Genomic DNA, 25,663 nt, shown 5'->3' with positions numbered 1-25,663 from the left:
ATATGAAAGCATATTTAGATCTTGTTCGCAGTGTTTTGGAGAATGGTGTAAAGAAGGAAAACCGTACTGGTATCGATACGATCTCCAACTTTTCGGAGTTTTATAAAGTCGATTTGTCCGAAGGATTTCCACTGCTTACGACTAAGAAAGTATATTTTCGATCGGTGATTCTTGAATTGCTCTGGTATCTGCGCGGCGAAGATCATATTCGCTGGCTGCGTGACGAAAACGATTGTCATATCTGGGATGACTGGGCCGATGAAGATGGCCATGTGGGGCCTATCTATCCGGTACTATGGCGGCGCTTTCCGTACCACGAGGAAGAGGAAATTCATTTTGAAGGGGATGCCTCACATATTTGCAAAACGGTGTTGATCAAAAAAGAATTTGATCAGGTGCAGCGTGCTATAAAAATGTTAAAAGAAAATCCTAACAGCCGGCGCATTGTAGTAAGTGCCTGGCATCCCGGGCTGCTCGATCAGATGGCGCTGCCGCCCTGTCATGTGATGTACATTTTTAATGTTTCTAACGGTAAACTAAACTGTCATCTTACTCAGCGATCTGGTGATATAGCATTGGGTATTCCATTTAACCTGGCGTGCTATTCAGCGCTGACCATGGCCATTGCAAACGAAGTGGGACTGGATTACGGAACCTTTGCTCATACCATTGTTGATGCTCATATCTACGAAAATCATGTAGATGGCTTGAAAGAACAGCTGACCCGTGAACCACGTCCGCTTCCTACGCTCGAAATTGCCGATAAACCGGTTGATGAGCTTGAGTTTGATGATTTTGAACTTAAAGATTACCACCCTTACGATTCTATTAAATTTGAGGTAGCGGTATGACCTTGGCTGCTATTGTAGCTCACGATCCCAATCTGGTAATAGGAAAAGAGGGTGATCTGCCGTGGCACTATTCGGAGGATCTGAAATATTTTAAGCAGACGACCATGGGATGTCCGCTTATTATGGGGCGGGTCGTATTTGAGGAGCTTGGGGAAAATCCATTACCCGGTCGTGAGAATATAGTTCTCAGCCGATCTCGTAATTATGATCACGTGTCTACCTTTTCTTCTTTTGATGAGGCGCTGGAGCATGTAAAAGATGAGGAATTAGTGTTTCTTATTGGTGGTGGAGAAATTTACCGGCAGTTTTTGGATCGCTGTGATAAACTTTTTGTCACGGAAATACATCAGGAATATGAAGGGGATACCTATTTTCCTGAATATCGCGACGAGATTGGAAAGACCTGGAGAGAGATTAAACGAGATGATCGGGAAGAATTGTCATTTGTTGTATATGAAAGGATGGAATAAGCTTAACACTAAGGCATAAAGAACAATAAGTTTGTATAAATTATTCTCTCTTAAACACTCCTAGTGTCTTAGTGGTAAAATCAAAATTCAATGTCTTTATCTTTCAGATGCACTACGTAAGGTTTTACCACTGGCTCGGTTAGGGCGATAATATTTTTAGTGTCAGCCGCCTTGGAAAACTCAACAGCATTGTCTTTTTCTTCTAAAATCCAGATGCCTTCATTTTCGTATTGATATGCCTCACTGTAGCTTTCGTCAAAAGCGAAATAATAGTTCGCAGTTTCCTCATCGTAGGGCAGTCCTCTTTTTTTGAGGACTTTTTGGGTCTTGGTTAAAACCTTCTTTTTAATCTGCTTAGAAGGTTTTTTGTCAAGGAAGGTGGTGCGGAAAAGTTTGCGGGATTGAAATCGCTTGCAGAGATTTGCCAGTACCGCATCATTGGAATACTGCCAGTATTTAATACTTTGAAAGACATCATTATCGTCGAGCTGTAAGTATTTCTGCAATACTTCACTTGTTATCTTTTTCTTGGCGCTGGGGTTATTTTCCAAAAAATATTGGAGGGCAGGAGAGGCGTGATAAAGCTGTTTGCCTTCTGCAATTAATTTCCGCACTCGTTCAAAAATATGTTGCACTAATTTATCGGCACTAAGTACTGTTTTGTGAAGATAAACCTGCATGTACATCAGTCGGCGCGCAAGAATATAATTTTCAATGGCATAAATTCCCTTCTTTTCAATTACAATATTCCCCTTGAGTACGCGCATGGTTTTAAGGATGCGTTCAATACCAACGGAGCCCTCATATACGTTGGTAAATGCGCTGTCGCGTTTAAGATAATCCAGGCGATCGATATCCAGCTGCGATGAAATTAGCTGATTTAAGAACGGTTTTTTGGAATACTGATCCGTAAAAATTTTGATGGCAAGATCCAGTGTCCCATCCATTTCTCTATTGAGATGACGCATCACAGCAAGCGTCATTTTTTCGTGATGGAAATCTTTGATAAGGTCAAACTCGAGGGTGTGCGAAAGGGGACCGTGACCCACATCATGAAGCAGGACGGCTATAAGAGTGGCCTCATATTCGGCGGGACTGATAGTGGTATCTTTTTCCCGAAGATTATTAAGCGTGCGCTGGGCTAATTCCATGGCTCCCAGGGCATGAGAAAAACGAGAATGCTCCGCAGCCGGAAAAACCAAATATCCTAATCCCATCTGTTTGATACGACGTAGACGTTGCACATAGGGATGATCAACAAGCTCCAAAACCGGACCTTTGGGTACGGTGATAAATCCGTGAATGGGATCGTTGAATATTTTGTACTGTGTGCTTTTATCCATGGATCGGTAATTTAAAATCAATAATGAGCACAAAAGTAAACAGTTGTGGGATCATTCAAAAAGTGAATTTGGAAGCATGTACTTTTCAGTATTAGGGATGTCTGGAATTCTTGCAGGACGTTGTTTATTCAAGTCAAACCAAACGCCGTGGGCCTCGGCTACGGATGCCAGTTTTTTCTCATCACCGGTATAAATAGCCTGGAAACTGGTGATGCTGGAATTACCGAGCGATTTTATCCCTGAGCCAATTAAAATATTGTTCGGGTATTCTACGGGACTTATGAATTCAATTTCGATATTGGCCAACACAAAGCTGTATCCGTTTTTTAATTCGCTGGCCAGCTTGTTGACTTCCTGGATGAATTCGATTCGGGCTTCTTCGTAATAGGTGCTGAAAATAGCGTTATTTACGTGATTTAGCGGATCTAAATCACGAAATCGAATAGGAATAGTAGTCCAGTGCGGGAAAAGCGTTTTGTTGTAATCGGGTCGAATCATAAATCGTATTATTTGTAATGACTTCTGCAGCAATAAGTAAGATAATCGCAAAATAATCATCTTAGTATTGAATATCCTACTTCAAATCGAAAATGAGTTTAGCGGTAGGGCTGTGAATTCTTATATTCAGAATTAAAACGAATAGTAGTCATTATTTGAAGCAAAACTGTGTTGTTCTGAACTATTTTTAGATCCTGAAATAAATCCAGAATAACATGCTAATAAAATTTGTAGAAAAGAATGTTTGATGAAAAAGGAAAAGAATTTTTAGAAGAGTTACTGATAACGCCTAGTCCTACGGGCTTTGAATCAGCAGGCCAGCAAGTATGGACAGAATATGTGGATAATTTTGCGGACAGTGTCGAGGCTGATGCCTATGGATCGGCCTATGCGAAACTGAATACCAGCTACGATGTAGCTACGATTATGCTGGAAGCCCACTGCGATGAAATTGGTATGATTGTGCAGCACATCACCGATGACGGGTATATTTATATTAATAAATTAGGGGGAAGTGATTCAACTATTGCTAAAGCCAAAAGAGTAAATATTCATGCTCGTAATGGGATTGTTTCGGGAGTAACAGGAAATACGGCGATCCATCTTCAGGATAAAAAGAATGGAGGAGGCGAGCAGCCAAAGTGGAAAGATATTTATGTGGATATCGGAGTATCCAGCAGGGAAGAAGCATTAAAATTGGTGCAGGTTGGAGATCCCATTACCTACGCCGACGAGTACGATTACTTGTCTGATGAAATTATATCGGGTCGAGGGCTTGATAATCGTATTGGTGGATTTATGATTGCTCAGGTTTTGAAAAGGCTAAACGAACGCCGCAGCGATCTGAAGGTAAATGTGGTTGCATTGAACTCAGTACAAGAAGAAGTGGGCGGTTACGGTGCGCGCATGATGAGTTATCGCATAGATCCAGATGCGGCACTGGTAACCGATGTGACACATGCGACCGACACCCCGGGTATAGATCATAAAGAGCACGGATTGGTTAAGCTTGGCAAAGGTCCTTCTGTACAGCACGGTGGAGCCAATCATCCCAAGATTGTAGAGTTTGTTGAAGATGTTGCCGGGAAAAATAAAATAGAGCTGCAGCATGAAGCCACCAGTGTGCGAACCGGAACTGATACCGACAGTATTTTTTATCAAAAAACGGGTATCCCAAGTGCGTTAATTTCACTGCCACTTCGATATATGCATTCTCCGGTAGAAACGGCCTCTTTTCAGGATATTGAATCACTTATTGAATTGATGACTGAAACGGTTGTGGCTTTGGAGCCAGATCAGACCTTCAACGTCCTTAAGTGACAGAAACGCTGGAAAGCATGATTATTCTTCTTTAACTACCTATGGCTATTCCCTCAAATAAAAAAAAGCCGTACTCCTTTTATAGAGTACGACTTTTATCAGGGATTGTGCGGGTAAATAAACGCTGCTGTTAACTTGGAAGCAATACGCCGTCAATAATATGGACGACTCCGTTGGTACCCTGTAGGTCAACGGTAGTTACGTTATAGGTATTGCCAGCCTGATCGGTCAGCGAAACGCTGCCGTCATTGTTGACTGTAATCTCTAAGTCTGCTCCGTTAACCGTAGTAACTGTACCCGAAGTGATATCACTGGAAAGCACTTCTTGAGGAAGTACATGATAAGTTAGCACATCCTCGACGTTATATCCGGAAAGGTCAGCGTTGGCAAAAGCATCGTTGGTGGGAGCAAAGACGGTAAACGGTCCGTCTCCTTGCAACGTACCTGCTAATCCGGCATTAACAACAGCATCTTCCAGCGATTGCAGATTATAACGTTTAGATATAATACCTACTACATCTTGATACGCATCTGGGAGTAACACCTGATCTATGGCGTGGATGGTACCGTTAGAGGCATCGATATCAGCGGATACAACTGTGGCATTATCATTGACAGTTACTCCGCCGTTAGCTTCTATAAAGAGATTACCACCTGCCAATGCTCCTACTGACTGTTCAGCCATTAGGTCGGTAGATAAGATGTCTCCGGAAATCACATGATACTGTAGAATCTCCGCAAGCTGCTCATTTGTAAAGCCACTCAGATCAACCCCAGAGAAGGCGTTGTCTGTGGGAGCAAATACGGTAAACGGACCGGCTCCTTGCAAGGCTTCGTCCAATCCGGTTTGTCCAAGAGCATCTACAAGGGTAGTAAAGTTACCGGCATTGGTGGCTACGTCTACAATATTTGGACTTGGGTCGAGTACACCATTAATAACATGTACTACGCCATTGGTGCCTTGCAGGTCGGCTTGTGTGACCTGGTACATCTGTCCGGTATTATCCGTAATGGTAACCGTTCCGTCGGAAACTTCAATTAAGAGCTCTTCCCCTTGAAGGGTTGTTACGGTTTGTGATGATTGTAGATCTCCTGAGAGTACTTCTCCGGAAATTACATGGTACTGCAGCACATCAGAAACGTTAAGTCCGGATAAATCTTTGTTGGCAAAGGCCTCATTGGTGGGAGCAAAAACCGTAAACGGTCCGTCTCCCTGTAACGTACCGGCCAATCCTTCACTTACTACAGCATCTTCCAGCGACTGTAGATTATATCGTTTGGATATAATACCAACTACATCCTGATAACTGTCGGGCAAGAGCACCTGGTCGATCTCGTGGATCGTACCATTGGATGCGCCGATGTCTGGTGTTACCACAGAGGCACTTCCATTAACAGAAACTCCGCCGTTGGCTTCAACAAAGAGGCTGTCGCCTGACAGTGCTTCAACAGACTGCTCAGCCATCAGATCAGTGGACTGAATGTTGCCTGATACGACGTGATACTGCAGTATTTCGGTAAGTTCTTCATTGGTAAAGCCACTCAGATCAACTCCAGAGAAGGCGTTGTCGTTGGGGGCAAATACGGTAAATGGACCGGCTCCCTGAAGGGCCTCGTCCAAACCTGTTTGTCCGAGTGCGTCAACCAAAGTTGTAAAGTTGCCGGCATCAGATGCGACATCAACGATATTGGGATTTGGATTCAATACACCGTCAATGATATGAACAACACCATTAGTTCCTTGAATATCGGCTTGAGTAACTTCATAAGTCTGTCCGGAGTTGTCGGTAAGTGTAACCGTACCATCAGCAGCCTCAATGGTTAACTCAGTTCCGTTAACCGTTTGTACTACCTGAGCTGGCTGGAGATCTCCGGATAGGACTTCATTCGGAAGAACGTGATAAGTCAGAATATCCTGAATTTCTTGTTCTGACAGTCCGGAAAGATCGACTTCGCTGAATGCTGCGTTGGACGGAGCAAATACGGTATAACTTGCTTCATCATCCTGCAGCGTACTAGCCAGTCCGGCTCCAACTACGGCATCTTCGAGGGACTGTAGGTTATAGCGTTTGGCCACAATGCCAACTACATCGAGATACCCGTCAGGCAATAAAACCTGATCGATAGCATGAATTACGCCATTCGACGCTTCAATATCGGGATCCACCACCGTCGCATTGTCATTGACAATGACATTGCCTTCGGCACTCGTAATAAAGAGGTTGCCCCCGGCAAGCGCTTCTGCAGTTTGTGGAGGATTAAGGTCGCCCGATGCAATATTTCCGCTTACTACATGATAGCTGAGTACTTCTTCGAGCTGTTCATTGGACAGCGCAGAAATATCGACATCAAGATTAGAGAAAGCACTATTAGTAGGGGCGAATACCGTAAAAGGTCCATCGCCTTCGAGAGTAGATACCAAGCCGGCATCACTTAAGGCCGAAACAAGATCACTGAAATCGTCATTTGACTGAGCGACTTCAACAATATTTCCTGTTTCGTTTGGAGGATCAGTTGGACCGTCGTCATCGCCACCACACGCTTGTAGCGTAAATACTAACAGAACTGCAATAAAACTGTTGAACAGAAATGTTCGTAGTTTTATTAAAGGATTGTGAGTTGTTGTTTCCATAATAAATAGTGTGAATTGGTTAGTAATTTGAGTTCACACTTATATACACTAGAAAAAAAGGGTATGACTAGTCGGCACTGATTTTTTTAATAAATAAATCGAATACCGACAGAAGGGGTGAGTCCGGGCAGGGTTTTTCGTTGGATGGCGTACTGCAGGGTACCCTGGGATGATTGTTCGGGGATCAGTCTCTTTTCCAGAGTATTTTTACGATCTAATAAATTGACCAGATCCAGTCTGAGCTGAAGTTCTGAATCGTTTAAATCCAATGACCAGTTTAATCCTACATCGAGCTGGTGATAGGGACTTAGGGTATCGTTGGATGGGCTGTTGAAATCGACGGTGCCATATTGTGAGCGATTATTATTGATGGGGAGGTAATCATAGTATGCTTTGTTGAAGGCCCAGCTTCTTCCCCAGATGCTTTGCCACCTGACTGTTAACATGAAAGAGGAAAATATATTCCAGTTGATAGCGGCCGTAAGCTTGTGAGGTTCATTCCAAGGTGCGGTGACATATTGGCTATTGAATCGCTTGGGACTCCTTTGCTTGGCAATACTGTACTCATAAGACAGGCTTAATTCCATCATCAGCTCCTCAAATAGTTTTTCAGCACTTATACCGATTCCGTAGCTATACCTTTTACCATGTTCAACAAAAGTACTCTGACGGTTAAATTTGGCATTTGGATCATCAGGCTGCTCCAGAAGGGCATGGTAGTCAAGCATTAAAATAGTAGGGTTCCATTTATAGTAACCTTCCCATTTTAGTGACAGCGTTTCCTGGGGTTCCACAAGAATCTCAGAACTGGCGTGATATGACTTCGGTACATCTGTAGTAAAGTCAACCGGTACCCAAAAACGGATAGAAGGAACAATGGAACTGGGACCTACATTGGTTACATCAAACTGATTTACATACTGCCGGTATAATCCTCCTGAAAACTTCAGTGAAACAAAGCCCAAGGCCGTTTCCTGGAAATCAGTTTGGGCAGAAAGCCGGGGCTCCAGATAAAAGTTCTGCCGATTTGGGACATAGGTAAATCTTGATCCCGCGGTAATTTTTGTATTGAAATCAAGATTATATTCATCTTCCAGAAATCCTGATAGCATAAAGGTTGAACGGCGGGAAGAAGAAAAGTGGTAAAATAGATCAGAAAGCTTAAAAGAGTAATCTACGATTTTCGGCTCAATACCGAAATTCAGTTTATGATTCCGATTCAGGCTATATTCAAAACTTGCATCAAAAGAGTACTGTCTGATTAAATTCTGATCACCCGTATGAGGTTGGTTATCAATATATTGATCCAGGTTATTTATCAGCTGGGTATTATTGTCGGGTACTGAAGCAATATCCTCAGTGCTTGCCATGCCAAAGTGATGGTTGGAGTAATGATTGGAATAGGAAAGACTGAATTGGGCCTGCCAACGGGAATTGATTAGCCAATTATGTTCCAATCGCAATATATCGTTCAACCAGTCATAGGTATCGCGGGTATACATCGATTCAGGGATTCCATCCTGATCACTGTTATTGGAAAGTAAGCGGGTCTGAAGGTAGTTTTTACCGCGATAATAGCTAAAATAAGTTGTATGAAAATCATTGAAAACTATTTCATTGCTCCAGTGGAAATCATAGAAATTGACATCCGATTGGTGTCTAGCTTGGTCAAAAAGCACTCCATCCATGCCATTGTCAATGAGGTTTCCGGAAATTATGGGATCCAGGTTATCCCAATTTTCAAGGGTGTTGGAAAGAGTAGGTTTTTGGTACCATCTCCAGATATTGCTCCTACCTGCTACCATAGTTTTATACTCAATCCCTTTACCAAGTGAAGGTGTTAGGTTTATCCGGCCATTTAGGCTAAGCGGATCAGCCTGCAGCATGGCATTGTTTTCCTCATCAGCCGGCAAGTCTTGGTTTATAGAAATAATACCGGAGAGCTGACTTCCGACCGAAGGTCGGTAACCGGCTTTGTGTACAGTAACTTTTTGTAGGGCGTAGGGACTAAAGGCACCGGTCAGCCTGCCAAAACTGACGGGATTATAAATAGGCACACCGTCCAGCATAACCTGGTGTTCTCCTTCCGCTCCACCCTGAATATTAAAATCCGCCAAAGGAATGCTGAAATTAACACCCATTACGGATTGTATACTTTTCATGGCATCGGGAGAACCTGTATAGGAAGAAAGTGTTTCTGTTAGGTTATTCACCTCTTCGCTTCCTGATTTATTATAGGGTAGTCTTGGTTGTATACTAGATACTACCAGTGGTTCAATAAATACCGGACGAGATTCTAAGTAAAACTTACGTGGGTTGTTACTTTTTAGAGGGATGGAAATAGTATCTCTTGCAGTTTTGTAACCTACATAGGTAACGGTTACTCTATATTTACCGGTTAATAATGGACCAATGGTAAACCGTCCCGCGCGGTTGGAAGAAGCTCCGGTAGAAGCATCAGCAATTAAAATATTTGCGTCTTCAAGAGGTTTGCCGGTACGTTTATCAAGTACCATACCGGCCAAACTGCCATAACGAGATTGGTTTTGAGCAGATTTAATGATGACATACGTGCCCGAGGAAAGCTGGATATAATCCAGGTTGGTGTCTTCCAGAATATTGGAAAGAATCTGTTCGGGAGTTTGATTTTTCGAAAGGCTGAAAACTTGTTGAGAGCTTAAGATTGACGGATCATAGATAAGGTCAATTTGAGTTTTGTCTACAAGCTCTTTAATGGCTTCTTCGATGGGTGTTCCGCGAAACAGGAGGGTATATCTTTCGGATATCGTTCTGCTATTGTTCTGAGCAAAACCGGAAGATATTGATAGCAAAAATAAAATGAATAGCAGTATACTCTTTAATTTCATGCCGATTCGGTAAAAGAATTGATTATCGCTTATTTTCTATGATAAATCCGCCATTTATTTTCCGATAGTTTAAAGCTTTGCTCTGACAAATATCCTGTACAATCTGTTCGGCATCCACTTTCTGGTTGTAGTAAATAGTGAGAGTATCAAATAACACCTCTTGGGGTTTTACTTGGATATCAAGATCAAATCGCCTTTCAATTTCCCTGATGATCTGTATCAAAGGCATATTCTCGAAGGCAAATTGATTATTCATCCATGCTAAAGTTTTATCTTTAGAAACATCAAAAGGTTGTTCCGGAATTCCATCAAAATTTTTGAGGATGCTTTTTTGACCGGGTTCCAGAATCACCGACTCATCTGGATTCTTGGTAGGATAAAAAGCAAGGGATCCTTCTGTTAAAAGCACTGAGGTTTCGGGTACCTTACTATCTTGCCAGGAGCGAATATTAAAAGAAGTTCCTAATACTTTTACGATGGCGTTTGAGGTATGTACTTTAAAGGGAAGATTTCCATTTTTAACTTCAAAATACGCTTCACCCTCTAAAGAAACTTCTCTGTCCGTAAAATTGAACAATCGATTGTATGTGATTGATGAGCCGCTATTGAGCGTTACCGTAGATTCGTCAGGCAAAGTTACGGTAGTCAATTCCCCATAGGAGGCTGAGTATTGGACCGGTATTGTAAGAAAAGACAACCCTGCCGCTATAATGATAACTGCTGCAGCTGCTATCCATCTCCAATTCAATGTTCTGATTTCAGCCGTTTGCGGTTTATCTTGTTTAGCTTCTGTATCAATTCCAGTTTGTGATGCAATATTAGCAAATACGTCATCCTTTTCCTTTTCGGAAACAGATACATTCTGACTTTCATCAGTTTTTTTTGCTTCTTTCCAAATTTTCTCAACGTTTTCCTGCTCTTCCTGATCCAATGTATCCAGGAATTCAGCAAGCCAGTTGTTAAAGGAATTTTTACTATTCATAATGTTTGTCATTAACGTCCTTGTAGGTTTTGTACCTTTCCTGAAGGTTATTGAGTGCCGCAACAATATGATTATTCACTGTACGTGCCGATATATCCATGATTTCAGCAATTTCATCATGGGAAAGCCCTTCATACCTACTTAATTTAAATGCTTCCTGCTGTCTGTCAGGTAATTCATCAATCCACTTTTTTAACGGTTCTAATAATTCTGATTCTTGTTCTTCTTTAAAAACTACTGAACTTTCATCAGCAATTTGGAGGTCATCCAATTGTGCGCTGTCTTGAGGTGTATCGCGGAGGTAATTGAGTGCATTATTTTTAACTATCTGGTATAAATAGGTTTTCAAGGATTTTGAAGGATCCAGATTCGAACGTATCTGCCAAAGTTTGATAAAACTTTCCTGAACAATATCCATGGCAGTATCTTTGTTCTTGGTAAACCGCCAGGCATATCGCACATAGTTTTCAAAGGTTGCATCAAACATATTTTTAAAAGCAATTTCGTCGCCGTTTCGAATACTTCGAGCCCACGCAGAAAATTGGTCATCAGAAATGGAGTCCATTCTTACTATGTCTCAGTGATTATACACTAAATAAAACAGGTATGACTATCTCAAATTGAGAAATATTTTCCAATAATATAAATTTAATCAATTCATAATATTTCAAATATCTTGGTACAGTACGTTTTAATTTGTTCATAGAATTTACCGATGAATGCAAATTCCATTCTATTTTTAAGTTTCACTGGTCTCTGATAGCTTTAATCCGTCAAAAATTATTGAGTTTGTTGTAAATAGTGCCGGCAAAAATGAACATTGAATTTAAAGCGAAGATGTCAGCGTTCTCCCGGCTCCGATAGTTATGGCATATGTATCAAAATTTGGCATCCCAAGTGCACTTATTTCTCTGCTTTGTCCGCTATCTGTTCCCCGTAGAATTGGTTATTTTAAAATATTGACTGTAACTGTTCTGAGCAGGGCTCGGTATCAATCATTTTAGATGCTAATATAAATCTAAAACATTGTAACCAGACTGTTTAGTCCGGATTGATAAATCTATTTTTTTTAAAAACAAAACGACGGTTAAATATTATGATGAAAGTAAAGTTCGTATTAGTTCTGTTTTTGTCCATGGTGATGGCAACACAAGTGCATGCACAAGAACAAAAATTGAATACGGTTCAGGAAGAATTTTTTCCTTATGAAACCGGGGAAAGTACACAATATCGAAGTGCCAGCGGTGAGCCGGGCGAAGATTACTGGCAAAATGTTGCTGATTATACTATTGATGCACAGCTTTACCCCGATCAGCACAAAATAGAAACCTCTATTACCATTGATTATACCAACAATAGTCCGCAGAATTTGAAGTTTGTATGGCTTCAGCTTGATCAGGATCTGTTCGAGGAGGACTCTTGGGGTGCTAAACTGACGCCACCCGGAGGGGCACGGTTTGGTAACGAGGGTTTTGATGGGGGCATCAAAATAGAAAATATCCAAATAACACATAATGGTGATACTTATAAACCTGAAACCCATACTGTTGATACCAATTTAAAGCTGAATCTCAGAGAGGCTCTCAAAGCCGAAGGCGGTAAGCTGCAAATCAATATTGACTATAGTTTTAAAGTCCCAGAGGAGGGGTCTGATCGACTGGGACGCCTTGATACGAAAAATGGTGTTATCTATGAAGTTGCGCAATGGTATCCTCGAATGGCGGTTTACGATGATCTGAAGGGATGGAATGTGATGCCGTATCTGGGAGCCGGTGAGTTTTATATGGAATATGGGACCTTCAATTATTCTATTACAGTTCCGGCTGAATATGTGGTTGTGGCTTCCGGTGAGCTTTTAAATCCCGAAGATGTACTTACGAAAGTACAGCAAAAGCGGATGGAGAAAGCCCGAAATAGTGATGAGCGAGTGTATATCATTCGAAAAGATGAGGTGGGTACTGAGGAATCTCGTCCCAGCGGAAAGGACCGACTGACCTGGAAATACAAGATGGAAAATACACGTGATGTTGCCTGGGCGGCATCGAAAGCGTTTGTATGGGATGCAGCGCGGATTAATTTGCCTGATAATGAACAGGCCATGGCTATGTCGGTGTATCCTAAAGAAGTTGCCGGTGACTCGGCGTGGGGGCGTTCAACTGAATATGTGAAGGGTTCGATTGAATTTTATTCTGATTATTTAATGCCGTACCCATATGCTAATGCGATTAATGTGGCCGGTACGGTAGGGGGAATGGAATATCCTGGCATTGTATTTTGCAGCTGGCAAGCGAAAGGAGCCGGCTTATGGGGTGTTACCGATCACGAGTTTGGTCATGAGTGGTTTCCCATGATTGTAGGATCTAACGAACGCGAACATGCCTGGATGGATGAAGGATTTAACACCTTTATCAATAGTTTAAGCACTGCTAATTTTAATGATGGAGAATATCATAATCCCCGCAATGCTCGTTTCCTAAATAGCTGGTTGACGAGCAAAAATACCGAGCCCATTATGACCGCCCCAGATCAAATTCAAGAGGGTAATTTTGGCCGCGTATCGTATTATAAACCGGCACTTGGCCTGCAAATTCTTCGCGAATCGATAATTGGGAAAGAACTTTTTGATGAAGCCATAAATGCCTATGTCGATCGCTGGGCGTATAAACATCCCACACCCGATGATTTTTTCAATACCATCGAAGATGTTACGGGTCGCGAACTGGACTGGTTTTGGCGCGGCTGGTTTGAAAAGACGTGGACTATGGATCAGGCGGTAGATAAGGTGGCATATACCAAAGAGGATCCTTCAAAGGGAGCTTTTATTCGTATTAAAAATAAAGGTAAATTGGTGATGCCGGTGAAGATGGAAATCACTCAGAAGAATGGAAAAACCGAAATTGTAGAATTTCCTGTCCATACCTGGCATCGTGGAAATGAGTGGCTTTTCAAATACGATTCAACATCACCGCTTCAGAAGGTAGTAATTGATCCCAATAAAGAATTTCCGGATGTGAATCCTGAAAATAATTTGTGGAAAGCCGATTCGGCTGGAAATAAATCAACAAATAAGAATTAGTGGCGAATAGAGTTTAAAATAAAAAAGGCCTGCTTTTATCGCAGGCCTTTTGATATAAGTGTTACCATTATTTTTGGGCCGATGCTTGGTCAGCTGACTGTTTTTTATCCAAGAGCATTTCAATGTTAAGCCTTACCTTTTTCTCCATGATAGGTCCTTCAAAGCCCATCTTTTTAAATTTGATATTGCCATCTTTGCCCAAAATATAGGTTGTGGGAAGACCCCGAACGCCAAAAGCTTTCGAAGCTTTTGAGTTCACATCATAGTATATAGGAAAAGTGTAGTCCTGATCTTCCTTCCATTTTAGGATATCCTCGATTGAGTCGGTGCGCCCGTCATTAACAATCATAAATTTCACATTGGAATTTTCCTGATACTCTTCGTACATATTTTGGAAATGAGGAAAAGAATCAAGGCAAGGCCCGCACCAGGTTGCCCAAAAGTCGATAATTACAATTTTGTTATCTAAGGAACTTGTGTCAATTTTATTGCCGTCAAGATCTGTTATATGACCTAGAGAGGGGGCTTCCTTATTAGGGCGTTCCTTTTTATATTTTTTTCTCATTTTTTTCTCCCAGGCTTTGTTAATTTTTTGGGTCTTATCTTGAAATCCCGCTTCAGATCCATTGTAGGCGATATATGCCTCCCGTAATTTATCTTTGTACTCTTTATTGGTGGGCTCATCCATCAATATCTCCCAATAGATATCAAAGGCTTTCTTTGGTCGATCCGTCTTCATATATAACTGAGCAATATTCTTTTTAGAGGATCTGGTATTTGCCAATTCGATAGCTTTTTGAAGTGTCTCTTCAGCTTTATCGAGCTGGTTCATTTTCATGTGGATTAATCCCAATGTTGCCAGCACTCTGCTTTTATCTTTGTTCCGTTCTTTGGTTGCCACCGAATCTTCAACATGACCTACGACAAATTCATCCTTGCTGATAAATCGAACAGATCCGACAGCTTCTTTGGGAACAGCTGCCAATGCTTTTTCTGCATAAGAAAGTGCGAGCTCCAGACTGTCGCCTTTTTCAGCAAATCCATTAGCGATACTGTTTAATTGATTCACTTTCCAGGGCCAGTTGCTCGTTTCGATCTTTTTAGCATATTTAACCATCTCTTCTGTGTTTCCTTCTTCTTTGTAATAATCAAATAGCTGCTCATACGTATTGGTTCGGGTTATCTCGGATTCAGTATGTTCCAGGATTTTTAAAAGAGCATCTAACTTTTCAGTCGAATGCTTCATATCCCGAACCTTGCCCCGCAGATCCCTGATAGCCATTCGGCCTGTGGGATATTTTTCAATGGCTTTTTGCCTTATCGAATCAGCTTTCACATTGTCCTTCATAATGCGATATGCTCGAACCAATTTGCGAAGGGATTTTTCGGAATCTGAATTTTGCTCGAAGTTTTCTTCTATGATTTGATACGCTTCTTTTTGCAACTGTTCTTTTTTGGATGGTTCGAGGCTCATTCGTGCGTTTAGCAAGCGCAATTCGGTGAATTTATCATCTGGATTATCTTTGAGTTGCTTCTTGTATAATCCAATTCTTACTGAATCGGCTTTCTTAGGGTTCTGATATCGTTTTCGGAGACTGAATCCCTTTTGTTGATAAGCTCCGTCAACTGGGGTACCATTTTCATTGTAAACATACATTTCATAAAGGTGATCGCCGACGCCTTTATCAGTTTTTTTGTCGGACTTAAAATAAAAGGAAGCAAATTCTGCATAGTTAGGTACTTTCCAGGATACAGACCAGCGATCTCCCTGCTGTTTCATATCCAGATCGTCTGGCAATTCATAAAAATTTGAGTGACCAAAAACCAGCGTTAAATTATTCGGATTAGAAATATTAGCCATCTCAGCAGAGGGGTTGTAGTATACCTCGATGGTATCTCCAGCTGTGGGTTTTTCCGGTGTTATAGTAATCGGACTTTGTTGAGCCACAGCAGAGATCACGGGTAGAAATATCATCAACAACGTGCCAATAAGTTTATGTGAATAGTTCATAGTATGTACTTTATTATTGTAATAAATATGAGTAGATCACTTTATAATACTAATTCCATAATCTATTGTTACACAAACAGTTCTGTTTGTAGGTATTAAGGAAACAACAGTATTAATTTGTTAATACTAACTAAATAGAATTAAATACTAAAAACTATCAAACTCAGAATCAACTAGCAGTTTATTATTGTATGGGTATTGGGGGAATAGATGTTTTAATTCTTTATAAGAGGCAACTATGTAGAAGTGATTGCTAATCAATAAAATTGGGATTAGCCTATAGCCTTCGAAATACGGTTTTGTAGCGCTTGCACAATCGGTTTTTGGAGCTGCTCATCTGAGAAGGGTTCAATGAATACATACTCCAAATGTTGATGATCGGCATGGCGAAATCGATCGTATAATTCATGGGCCATTTTATTAAAATTCCCATCGTAATGAATAACACGGCTGTTTTTTCGGGGAGCAGGACGGCTGTGTAGAAGATATAGCGCTTCCTCTACAAAAGTGGCATCGCCGCCGCTTATCCATTGGACTTTCGCTTCCGGGGAGTAGTGTGAATATTTGGTACCGGGACTTTTGGCCGTTTCATCTGTTGAAGAATTACTTTCCTGAATAACCTCTTTGTCAATGATGCTGGAAATATCATCTGCACTAACCGCACCGGGACGGTAAATAGTATAAGGTTCAGAGGTGATGTCCAATACCGTAGATTCAAGTCCGATCTCGGTTTCTCCGGCATCCACAACGGGAAAATCATCCCCAAAATCTTCTTTGACGTGCTCTGCTTTGGTAGGGCTCGGTTTGCCCGATGAGTTGGCGCTGGGGGCTACCACCGGTCCGGCCAGTGCTATAAGTTGTTGCGAAAGCGGATGCTTGGGCCAGCGCAGGGCTACGGTATCCAGTCCGGCAGTAATAATATCCAGCACTTCCGGCTTCTTTTTAAAGATGAGCGTAAGAGGACCCGGCCAGAACGCATCCATCAGTTTTTGGGCATCATCTGTAATTTCTGAAGCAAAATCTTCAACCTGTTTCTTGTCAGCAATATGTACAATGAGCGGGTTGTCGGAGGGACGTCCCTTTATTTCAAAGACTTTTTTTATGGCATCGGGATTTTTGGCATCAGCACCGAGACCGTATACCGTTTCCGTAGGAAAGGCAACCACTTCTCCCGATTTTAAAAGGTTGATATACTGATCAAGCATGGCTGACCTCCCGTCTTTTATCGGTTGAAGGAGCTAACTCTTTTAAAAAGGTTGCGGCTGCTTCAAGATCGGGAATTTCTTGAATAACAAATCGTACGCGGTCTTCTTTTTGGATGACTTCGTATCTGCCTTCGGCTTCTTTTTGCATTTTCTTGAGTACGTGCTGGAAACGGTCGCCATAAAATTCTTCGCCCAGATCGGAATCATGTTTCGGGCATTCCATCCACATGCGATTTGAGCGAATACGGACTTTCGTAATAAATAGCTGTGATGCATAAAGTTTGACAACAGAAGCGGTAATCAGGTTTTGAGTAGCTTCGGGAATGGGACCAAAGCGGTCTTTTACTTCCTCTTTCCATTCCTTGATGGTTTCCAGCTTTTCGGCTCCGGCCAGTTTTCGATACAGGTTCAGCCGCTCCACATTATCAGATACATAATCACTTTCGAGCAGGGCAGGGAGATCAAATTCAACCTGTGTTTCAGGCAGTTCAATATCGGCTTCTACATCGCTGAATACATCACTGAACTCTTCTTCCTTAAGTTCTTTGACGGCGTCATTGAGTATTTTTTGATAGAGGTCAAAGCCAAGGTCGTTGATAAAGCCGCTTTGTTCAGCTCCCAATATATCGCCTGCACCTCGGATGTCAAGGTCGCGCATGGCAATGTTGAATCCGGATCCCAGATCCGAAAATTCTTCCAGGGCCAACAGTCGCTTGCGGGCATCATCAGTAAGCGACTTAATATCTTTTGTGATTAGATAGCAAAAAGCTTTTCGGTGAGATCGACCCACGCGTCCGCGCAGCTGATGGAGCTCAGCCAATCCAAACATGTCCGCACGGTTGATGATCATCGTGTTGGCATTGGAGATATCTATGCCGTTTTCCACGATATTGGTAGAAACCAGCACATCAAACTTATGCGCATAAAAATCTTCAATGATGCTTTCCAGCTGTTTTGAGCTCATTTGTCCGTGGGCGAATCGAACGCGTACATTGGGCATAATATCGCGCACCATATTAGCAACAGACTCAATCGTTTTTACCCGGTTGTGGATAAAGAAAACCTGTCCGCCTCGAGAAACTTCTTGTGAGATAGCATCCTGTATAAGTTCTTTGTCAAAACTGTGAATTTCTGTTTCAACAGGTTGACGATTAGGCGGTGGAGTATTGATGATGCTAAGATCACGTGCACCCATCAGCGAAAATTGCAGTGTCCGCGGAATAGGAGTAGCAGTAAGCGTGAGAACATCAACGGTAGCACGGTACTCTTTGAGTTTTTCTTTGGTCTTAACGCCGAAACGTTGCTCTTCATCCACAACCAATAAGCCCAGATCATCGAACTCTACATCTTTGGAAGTAAGCCGATGGGTACCGATAACAATATCTGCTTTTCCTTCTTCAAGCTTCTTGAGCGTTTCTCTTTGCTCTTTGCGGGTTCGGAAGCGAGAAAGGACCTCTACGGTAATGGGAAAATCTTTCATCCGCTCCGAAAATGTTTTATAGTGCTGATCGGCCAAGATAGTTGTGGGAACAAGTACGGCTACTTGCTTATGATCCATTACGGCCTTAAATGCGGCTCGGACGGCCACTTCCGTTTTTCCGAATCCAACGTCGCCACATACCAGGCGATCCATGGGCGTATTGGATTCCATATCTTCTTTTACAGCTTCAATAGCATCGCGCTGATCAGGGGTTTCCTCAAATTCAAAACGTGCTTCCATCTCGGTTTGCCAGGAGGTATCGGCAGAGAAATCATACGCATCTTTGGACTTTCGCTTGGCATACAGCTTAATAAGGTCGCGCGCTATATCTTTAACCTTTTCCTTGGTTTGCGCTTTTTTACGTGCCCAACGTCCGGAGCCCAGCTTGCTTATTCGGGGTTGTGTACCCTCCTTTCCCGAGTACTTCTGGATTTTATGAAGGCTGGTTACATTGACATAAAGCAGGGATTTTTCCTTATATCGTAATACCACAGATTCTTGCTCTACCCCGCGCACTTCAATCTTTTTAAATCCGGCAAATTTGCCGATACCATAATCCACATGCACGACATAATCCCCGATGTTGAGATCGCGCAGCTCTTTCATAGAGATATTGCTGGTATGTCGCTTGCGGCGGATTTTGGGACGATGATAACGGTTAAAAATCTGGTGGTCGGTATAAACAGCTAATCCCTCATTGTTGAGGGTAAAACCCTCGTGGATAGATTCTACAGACAGATGATACCGCAGATCTTTGGAGCGGTCACCAAGCAGTTCTTCAAAACGGTCGCGCTGACCTTCGTTATCGCATAGGATATAGGTATCGAAACTTTTTTTGCTGAGCTGCTCAATGTTTTCGCGAAGCAGCTTAACGCTTCCGTTAAAATCAGGTTGTGGACTGGCATCCAAACGGTACGACCATGCAGGTTCACTCTTTTCGGAAAAACCGCCCAGCTGAATGCGTGCATGATTTTGATAGGACTCTTGCAGGTTCTCCAAATTCACATAGAGTTCTTCGGGCGGGAGAATGTCTTCCGTAGATTTTAGCTCCTTAAATGTTTCGAAAGCTTGCTGAAATCGATCTTCAATATCCGATTCAATAAGCGAGCGATTTAGTAATACAAATACCGTATCCTCATCAAAATAAGAGAGCACACCCTGTTTTTGACCTTTGCTGAGGCTGGATGCATCGGGCACAAAACGGGCCGTATCTAAAAATGATACAGAACGCTGTGAATCCGGATCAAATTCTCGGATGGAGTCGACTTCATCCCCAAAGAATTCCAGCCTGATGGGATATTCGCCCGAATAGGGAAAGACATCCAAAATACCGCCGCGGTGGGCAAATTCGCCCGGCTGATTTACGAATTTTACACGTTCATACTCTTGGTCAACCAGCTCTTCCTTAAGGTTATCAATTTCAACCGAATCCCTCTTTTTAATCGTCAGTGATGCATCGGTAAAAACGTCCGGAGCAACAATCTTTTCAAATATTGCAGCAGCTGAAGTGACCAATACTGCTTTTGGATTCGTGTTTATTTTCTCAAGCACTTCCGAACGTTGAACAACAACGGAGCTGTCAGTGATCTGCTGATCGTCGTAGGGCTTGTGACCGGTCTCGGGAAAATAGCTGGCCTGTTGAACATCAAGTGCTTCAAGATCGCCCTGCATAAACTGGGCTGATTCAGGATCACCGTGAATGACAACAACTTTGTCAAACTTTTGGGCCAGTTTTGCAACCAGAAAAGAGGGCGTAGATCCTACAAAATGGTTGAGCTGTATAGTGTTGCGCTCTTTGATGTGGGAGTGAAGATCACTCCACGGAATTTGGGCTGAAAATGTTTTTAATACAGACTGTAACGCCATGAAATTGTTAATTGGAAAAGAATTCTACTACTCGAAAATTGAATAACAAAATAACTATAAATTAGGTTCTATGGGAATAGGAACACTGCATGTTATCAGTTATTACGATAAGATAGCCACCTTGGTAGTTACTCAGTAGCTTTTCGGAAGATAAACTGTTCGGAGATAATACTCAGAACCAGCAGTAATATTCCGGGGATTAGAAATCGCGGGTATAAATCCTGTACATCCGTGTAGATAACTTCCTCGATTTCCGTTTTTTCAAGTTCATCAATCTGATTATAAATATCTTCCAGCTTTTCGGTATTGGTGGCTCTGAAATAGGATCCGTTGGTCATATTGGCAATCTGTGTAAGCATTTCTTCGTCAATATTAACCTCTACATTTTGATACCGATCACCGAAAATAGGATCTTTTACCGGATAGGGAGCCGTCCCGCGCGTGCCGGCACCAATGGTATAAATTTTAATATCGTAAGAAACGGCCAAGATCAGCAGCGGTGACGGGATCTATTTCTCCGGCGTTATTTTGCCCGTCGGTAAGCAGGATGATAACCTTGCTTTCGGCTTTACTTTCTTTGAGGCGGTTCACGGCGGTGGCGATTCCCATGCCGATGGCAGTGCCGTCTTCTACGACACCCATCTCAACATCCTCGAGTAATCTCTTAAGCAGATCGTAATCAAGCGTAGGGGGTACCATCGTAAAACTTTGACGAGCAAAAAGTACGAGGCCAATACGATCTGAAATACGCTTATTAATAAAGTCTTCGGCTACGCCCTTGGCTGCTTCTAATCGATTGGGCTTCAGATCTTCGGCTTTCATCGAGGTGGAAATATCAAGCGTCAAGACGATATCAATTCCTTCGGCATTTCGTTCTACAGTGGTGTTTTTATACTGGGGACGTGCCAGGGCAATAACAATAAGAATGAAAGCTAAAATCTGTAATAAAGGTGCTGCCCAGATGCCGTACGATCGCCAGTTGCCACTGAGGTTTTTAAGTCCCGAGGTGTTGGAGAATAAAAGGCTGGGATTTTTTTTGTTGCGATGCTTCCAGATCTGATAACCAATAATAGGTATCAGAAGTAGTAACAGCCATAATAAATGAGGATTTGCCCAACTCATGCGTTCACCTTCTCACTATTTTCATGTTCTTCATAAAATTCTTCGCGTTGGGCTTCCATTTTAGCCTGATGTTTGCGCCGGAGGTGGTCGATACGAGGTCCGTCGATTTGTTGAGCGCGATCCAGGAAATTATAGGCTTTTTGGAGGGCTCGCTCGGCCTGTTTGGGAGTAGGATTAAATTTGGCAAATTTTACCATATCTGCTTCTTGCAGTACGGCACGGGTATCATCAATAAGATCTTGATCGATAGAACCATTTCGAAGCATAGTTAAGAGTTCGCCACTGGTTGATTCCAAAGCGGGAAGGTTGTAAAGCGACTCATAATATTGCCGGATGGCATCACCAAGATCACTATAAAAAGCCTTGTAATCTTCTTGAGTAGAAAGTTTAGCGTTTTCGAGTTGTTGGATCGATTTTCGAAACTCCTTTAACGGATTTTGAAACGGAGTCGGGGTAAATGTCGGTCGCTCTTTTTCTTCTAGTTGTTGTTCTTGCCACTGCAGGTAATATTGATAGGCATAATAGGAAGTGATGGCTAAGATCAGGAATCCCAAAAGATACGGCCACCAGGCGCGTGCAAATTCAAAAATGGGTTTTAGGGGACGAAGAGATTCGTCGTTACCGGCCAGAATACTGCTAAAACCAACAGGAACAGGTTTTGTGTAGAGCGTTGTTGTGTCTTGTTCTTTAACTAATTGAACAGGTAATTTGGGGATGAGTGTATCGACGGTGCCAAAGAACTGGAGCTCGTAATAAACGCTGTCTTTATACTCGGAAAGCTTAAACTGTTTTCGGGAACGAATTTCAAAAGTGCCGCCAAGGTGAGAACTGTCTGGGAAGGTTATTTTATCGTATTCTTGATTTTTATCGAGTGTAATAGAAAAATCGAAGGTATCTCCAACTTGCAGAGAATCAACAGTGGAAAATTCTTTTAGATTCTGAGTCTGTCCACTTAAAGGAAAAAAAACCAGCAGAAGGCAGACGATGGAAAATCCGTTTACAAATCTTTTTATTGCCACTGAGACTATACGATGTTTGAAATTTATTTTATATGGGGAATGATAATAACGTGATCCCAATTAACAGGCACCAAAAATAGAAAAAATAGCGCCATTCGGAAAAACTAGATGCCTAAAAGTTATGTGCAATATTAACTGTGCATAGATGTTGTGAAAATGATAACTTAAAACGAATTATTTCTAACAAATTTGGAGTGATGCGAACGAGCTTTTTATTAGGTGTACTGCTAATCTTTTTTATGTGTGGGTGCATTTCTGAAACGGAAAATAATACGCCTGAACAGCAGCTGGAGCCAATTTCAGCAACTGTTGATACCACGGTTACGGCTCCAACATTTGATAAATTTGGCATTCCCACAGATAGCGTTGAAGTTCAGGATTATACCGTTAAACGCAACGAAAGCTTATATCTTATACTCGATAAGTTCGATTTTAGTCCCCAGGAAATTTATTCCATAACGCAAGAGGCCCGTAATATTATAGATTTTAATCAAATTAAGCCCGGCCAAAAATACCGTGCGTATATATCGGCTGATAGTACGAAAGATGTTTCAAATATCGTTATACAGAACAACCCATTGGATTATGTAGTATTGGACTGGCAGAAAGATTCGTTACGAATTTATAAGGCATCGCGAGCGCTTACCAGCAAAACAGTTGCGACTTCTGGTGAAATTGAGAATTCATTATATCAAACGATAAGTTCGCAGGGTGCCAGTCAACTGTTAGCAAATAGAATGGCGAATATTTTTGCCTGGCAGATCAACTTTTTTGGATTGCGTCCGGGCGATTCTTTCGAAGTTCTTTATGACAAACAATTTATTGATGATGATTATTACGGTATTGGTGAGATAAAAGCAGCCGAATTTACCCATCGCGGTGAATCCTACCAGGCATATAGATTTCGTCATGGAGATGTGCAGGGCTATTTCAATGAAGAAGGGGAAAGTGTGCAGAAAGCACTCCTACAAGCTCCGTTCAAGTTTAGTCAGCGGGTAAGTTCAAACTTTTCACGCAGCCGCTATCATCCCATACTAAAAAAACGGGTACCTCATACCGGTGTTGATTATGCGGCTCCGCCGGGTACACCGGTATTGGCGGTGGGGGATGGAACTGTTACTGAAGCAAGGTACCGCGGCGCGAATGGAAATATTGTAAAAATAACTCATAATTCGACCTATCGAACTGCATACTTGCACCTGCGGGGATTTGCAAGCGGTATCAAGCGCGGAGTAAAAGTGGAGCAGGGACAGGTTATTGGCTATGTAGGAAGTACTGGCCGTGCTACCGGTCCTCATCTGCATTATTCGCTCTATAAAAACAATCGGCCGGTAAACTCTCGTACAGTAGATTTGCCATCATCGGAGGCGGTACCTGATAGCCTGATGGATATTTTTGCTCAGGTAAGAGATAGTTTGAATCATCAACTGCAAGCAAAAATTGATACGACCCAAGACAGTGGACCTGTTATTACAGAGGTAAAATAATAGTTAATAACGGTGCATGCGCCTGCGGAAAAACGTCATAAGCGGTCGGATGTATGAGGCGCTGGTTTCCAGTTCAATCATATCAATTTTCATCCGTAAAAATTGATCCCGAAGCTGATGTTTGGCCTTTTCTCTTTTCTTTTGATACTCTTTGCGCACTTTTTCGCTGGATGTATCTATAAGTACTTCTTCACCGGTTTCGGCATCCCGTAAAGGAACTAATCCCAAGTCGGGAAGTTCATCCTCAAACTTATCGTTGATAAAAATATTTACAAGATCGTGTTTACGGTTGGTGATTTTGAGCTGCCGATCGTATTGATCATCTTGAAAGTCGCTGGCCAATACGATGATGGCTCGTCGATTCAGCAGGCGGTTTACGTATGATAACGCCTCGCTAATGTCAGTACCCGTGCCCTTGGGCTCAACCGTTAGCATTTCGCGAATAAGACGGAGCACATGTAGCCGACCTTTTTTGGGAGGAATCACTTTTTCGATTTCATTCGTAAAAAGAATGAGTCCGACTTTATCTCCATTTTTGATAGCACTGAATGCTAGTACGGCACATATTTCTATCGATAGCTCCATTTTACTTTGCCCCTGACTGCCAAAGATGCCGCTGGGAGAAATATCAACGCAGAGCATGAGGGTTTGTTCGCGTTCTTCTTCAAACTGCTTGATGAATGGGTCGCCTGAACGTGCGGTGACATTCCAGTCGATTTGCCGGATGTCATCCCCATAGGTATACTCGCGTACTTCCGAAAACTCCATTCCGCGCCCTTTAAATGCTGATTGATATTCGCCGCCAAAAAGATTGTTCACTTTTCCCTTGGTGCGAATTTCAATCTTGCGGACTTTCTGGAGAATTTCTTTTGATATCATAATAGAGAAGTTGGTATTTCAGTATGTGCAAGGATAGTGGAATTATCATTTATTTGAAAGTTGATAATTATCCAGCTACAGGTTCAGGTTTGCATATCATAACAATTTGGTAACAGTTTCATAACGGTTTGTTTAGATACAATTATTGTCTTTGAATATCTAAACAGTTGATAGGTGAATGGATTAGCACATGATTATCGGCAGTGAATTCAATAAGAAGTATCAGCAATTGTTGTGGGAGATTGGCTCGCTTTCACAGGAAGATACTTCGAAACAGATTCCGGTAAAGAAAATTAATGCCACTCTTGAATGGGATAGGATCGAAATAAAACATGCTCTGGAGTACTTGCAAGAGCTTGGATTAATTAAAACAACGACGATTGGCGGTCCTCTCTTATATGGTCACATTACTTTAACAGAATCAGGACTAAAGAAGTATAAAAGCTTATTTGATCATGAGTGATTCTGATTATAAAAATTGGGATAGTTCCAGTTAAAATTTTCCCAAAAATTACCTACCTTTGGCACGGATTTAACTCCGTAGCATACTATTAA

Annotated in this window: 19 protein-coding genes; 6 read left to right on the top strand and 13 right to left on the bottom strand. The window is 42.0% G+C overall.

Features of this window, described 5'->3' with window-relative positions; translation table 11 throughout:
* The first annotated feature begins 2 nt into the window (after positions 1 to 2).
* A complete protein-coding gene (locus U5J89_RS15180) occupies positions 3 to 851 on the top strand; it encodes a thymidylate synthase (protein WP_322576498.1) in 849 nt (282 codons plus the stop codon).
* The gene (locus tag U5J89_RS15175; protein WP_322576497.1) at positions 848 to 1,321 is read left to right on the top strand and encodes a dihydrofolate reductase; all 474 of its coding nucleotides are present in this window, start codon (positions 848 to 850) and stop codon (positions 1,319 to 1,321) included. Before U5J89_RS15180 ends, U5J89_RS15175 begins: the two co-directional genes overlap by 4 nt.
* 80 nt (positions 1,322 to 1,401) lie before the next feature.
* Here the strand turns inward: U5J89_RS15175 and U5J89_RS15170 are convergent, their stop codons facing one another.
* Both U5J89_RS15170 and U5J89_RS15165 read right to left on the bottom strand, forming a co-directional pair.
* Positions 1,402 to 2,664: an HD domain-containing protein gene (locus U5J89_RS15170; protein WP_322576496.1), complete on the bottom strand. Its 1,263-nt coding sequence runs from the start codon at positions 2,662 to 2,664 to the stop codon at positions 1,402 to 1,404.
* 51 nt (positions 2,665 to 2,715) lie between these two features.
* Positions 2,716 to 3,162: a thioesterase family protein gene (locus U5J89_RS15165; RefSeq protein WP_322576495.1), complete on the bottom strand. Its 447-nt coding sequence runs from the start codon at positions 3,160 to 3,162 to the stop codon at positions 2,716 to 2,718.
* A 240-nt stretch (positions 3,163 to 3,402) separates the two neighbouring features.
* On the opposite strand from U5J89_RS15165, the gene U5J89_RS15160 reads away from it, so the two are divergent.
* A complete protein-coding gene (locus tag U5J89_RS15160) occupies positions 3,403 to 4,482 on the top strand; it encodes a M42 family metallopeptidase (RefSeq protein WP_322576494.1) in 1,080 nt (359 codons plus the stop codon).
* A 130-nt stretch (positions 4,483 to 4,612) separates the two neighbouring features.
* Here the strand turns inward: U5J89_RS15160 and U5J89_RS15155 are convergent, their stop codons facing one another.
* The 4 genes from U5J89_RS15155 to U5J89_RS15140 all read right to left on the bottom strand — a co-directional run bounded on the left by U5J89_RS15155 (position 4,613) and on the right by U5J89_RS15140 (position 11,528).
* Positions 4,613 to 7,114 (bottom strand): fasciclin domain-containing protein, encoded by a 2,502-nt coding sequence (locus tag U5J89_RS15155; protein WP_322576493.1) that lies wholly within the window; start codon positions 7,112 to 7,114, stop codon positions 4,613 to 4,615.
* A gap of 86 nt (positions 7,115 to 7,200) precedes the next feature.
* Positions 7,201 to 9,981, bottom strand: coding sequence for a TonB-dependent receptor (locus U5J89_RS15150; RefSeq protein WP_322576492.1), 2,781 nt, complete (start codon positions 9,979 to 9,981; stop codon positions 7,201 to 7,203).
* Between the two features lie 22 nt (positions 9,982 to 10,003).
* On the bottom strand, positions 10,004 to 10,963 hold the full coding sequence (locus U5J89_RS15145; RefSeq protein WP_322576491.1) for a FecR family protein: 960 nt from the start codon (positions 10,961 to 10,963) through the stop codon (positions 10,004 to 10,006).
* The gene (locus U5J89_RS15140; protein WP_322576490.1) at positions 10,956 to 11,528 is read right to left on the bottom strand and encodes an RNA polymerase sigma-70 factor; all 573 of its coding nucleotides are present in this window, start codon (positions 11,526 to 11,528) and stop codon (positions 10,956 to 10,958) included. Before U5J89_RS15140 ends, U5J89_RS15145 begins: the two co-directional genes overlap by 8 nt.
* A gap of 531 nt (positions 11,529 to 12,059) precedes the next feature.
* Between U5J89_RS15140 and U5J89_RS15135 the strand changes: the two genes are divergently transcribed.
* On the top strand, positions 12,060 to 14,039 hold the full coding sequence (locus tag U5J89_RS15135; protein WP_322576489.1) for a M1 family metallopeptidase: 1,980 nt from the start codon (positions 12,060 to 12,062) through the stop codon (positions 14,037 to 14,039).
* A gap of 67 nt (positions 14,040 to 14,106) precedes the next feature.
* On the opposite strand, the gene U5J89_RS15130 is transcribed toward U5J89_RS15135, so the two are convergent.
* From U5J89_RS15130 to U5J89_RS15105, 6 genes are all read right to left on the bottom strand, one after another.
* On the bottom strand, positions 14,107 to 16,050 hold the full coding sequence (locus U5J89_RS15130; protein WP_322576488.1) for a redoxin domain-containing protein: 1,944 nt from the start codon (positions 16,048 to 16,050) through the stop codon (positions 14,107 to 14,109).
* Positions 16,051 to 16,322: 272 nt separating this feature from the next.
* Positions 16,323 to 17,255 carry an L-threonylcarbamoyladenylate synthase gene (locus U5J89_RS15125; protein WP_322576487.1) on the bottom strand — a complete coding sequence of 311 codons (933 nt, stop codon included), beginning with the start codon at positions 17,253 to 17,255 and terminating at the stop codon, positions 16,323 to 16,325.
* A complete protein-coding gene (gene mfd, locus U5J89_RS15120; protein ID WP_322576486.1) occupies positions 17,248 to 20,601 on the bottom strand; it encodes a transcription-repair coupling factor in 3,354 nt (1,117 codons plus the stop codon). The genes U5J89_RS15125 and mfd overlap by 8 nt, the downstream gene beginning before the upstream one ends.
* Positions 20,602 to 20,729: 128 nt before the next feature.
* On the bottom strand, positions 20,730 to 21,089 hold the full coding sequence (locus tag U5J89_RS15115; protein WP_322576485.1) for a hypothetical protein: 360 nt from the start codon (positions 21,087 to 21,089) through the stop codon (positions 20,730 to 20,732).
* Positions 21,067 to 21,723: a VWA domain-containing protein gene (locus U5J89_RS15110; RefSeq protein ID WP_322576484.1), complete on the bottom strand. Its 657-nt coding sequence runs from the start codon at positions 21,721 to 21,723 to the stop codon at positions 21,067 to 21,069. The genes U5J89_RS15115 and U5J89_RS15110 overlap by 23 nt, the downstream gene beginning before the upstream one ends.
* Positions 21,720 to 22,742, bottom strand: coding sequence for a hypothetical protein (locus tag U5J89_RS15105; RefSeq protein WP_322576483.1), 1,023 nt, complete (start codon positions 22,740 to 22,742; stop codon positions 21,720 to 21,722). The genes U5J89_RS15110 and U5J89_RS15105 overlap by 4 nt, the downstream gene beginning before the upstream one ends.
* A 197-nt stretch (positions 22,743 to 22,939) precedes the next feature.
* Here U5J89_RS15105 and U5J89_RS15100 point away from each other — a divergent pair, with 197 nt between their 5' ends.
* Complete coding sequence (locus U5J89_RS15100; protein WP_322576482.1) at positions 22,940 to 24,229, top strand: M23 family metallopeptidase; 1,290 nt, start codon at positions 22,940 to 22,942, stop codon at positions 24,227 to 24,229.
* A gap of 3 nt (positions 24,230 to 24,232) precedes the next feature.
* On the opposite strand, the gene U5J89_RS15095 is transcribed toward U5J89_RS15100, so the two are convergent.
* Complete coding sequence (locus tag U5J89_RS15095; protein WP_322576481.1) at positions 24,233 to 25,108, bottom strand: DUF58 domain-containing protein; 876 nt, start codon at positions 25,106 to 25,108, stop codon at positions 24,233 to 24,235.
* Positions 25,109 to 25,298: 190 nt separating this feature from the next.
* Here U5J89_RS15095 and U5J89_RS15090 point away from each other — a divergent pair, with 190 nt between their 5' ends.
* Positions 25,299 to 25,571: a hypothetical protein gene (locus U5J89_RS15090; protein WP_322576480.1), complete on the top strand. Its 273-nt coding sequence runs from the start codon at positions 25,299 to 25,301 to the stop codon at positions 25,569 to 25,571.
* The last annotated feature ends 92 nt before the right edge of the window (positions 25,572 to 25,663 follow it).

It is taken from the genome of Fodinibius sp., from assembly GCF_034521915.1.
Classification (GTDB): Bacteria; Bacteroidota; Rhodothermia; order Balneolales; family Balneolaceae; genus Fodinibius.
The sequence above is the reverse complement of the archived record's forward strand: the minus strand, read 5'-3'. Positions and strand labels throughout refer to the sequence as shown.